The organism is Sulfitobacter dubius (genome assembly GCF_027214245.1).
Classification (GTDB): domain Bacteria; phylum Pseudomonadota; class Alphaproteobacteria; order Rhodobacterales; family Rhodobacteraceae; genus Sulfitobacter; species Sulfitobacter dubius_A.
The window spans coordinates 1-276 of sequence record NZ_JAPWHM010000036.1 but is presented as its reverse complement, the minus strand read 5'-3'; the positions used below and the strand labels follow the sequence as shown (position 1 = coordinate 276).

General features: G+C 38.4%; 1 protein-coding gene. It reads left to right on the top strand.

What is annotated here, in order from left to right:
* Positions 1 to 276: TIM-barrel domain-containing protein (locus O4H31_RS19505; RefSeq protein WP_331283708.1), on the top strand; the 276-nt coding region annotated here is incomplete at both ends.

Here is a 276-nt window from a genome sequence, read left to right as displayed (position 1 = left end):
GGTGTTCGTTTTTTGGGCTATATTAATCCATATGTGCTTGAAGATTTTCCTCTTTATAAACAAGCGGTTGAAAAAGGATATCTTGCTACCAAAGAAGATGGTTCGAAATACGTGGTTGATTTTGGAGAGTTTTATTGTGGTGTAGTTGATTTTACTAACCCCCAAGCATGTGAATGGTATAAGGATGTCATCCGTAAGAATATGATCGAATTTGGCCTTGATGGGTGGATGGGTGACTTCGGTGAATTTTTGCCTACAGATTGCGCGTTATATAAC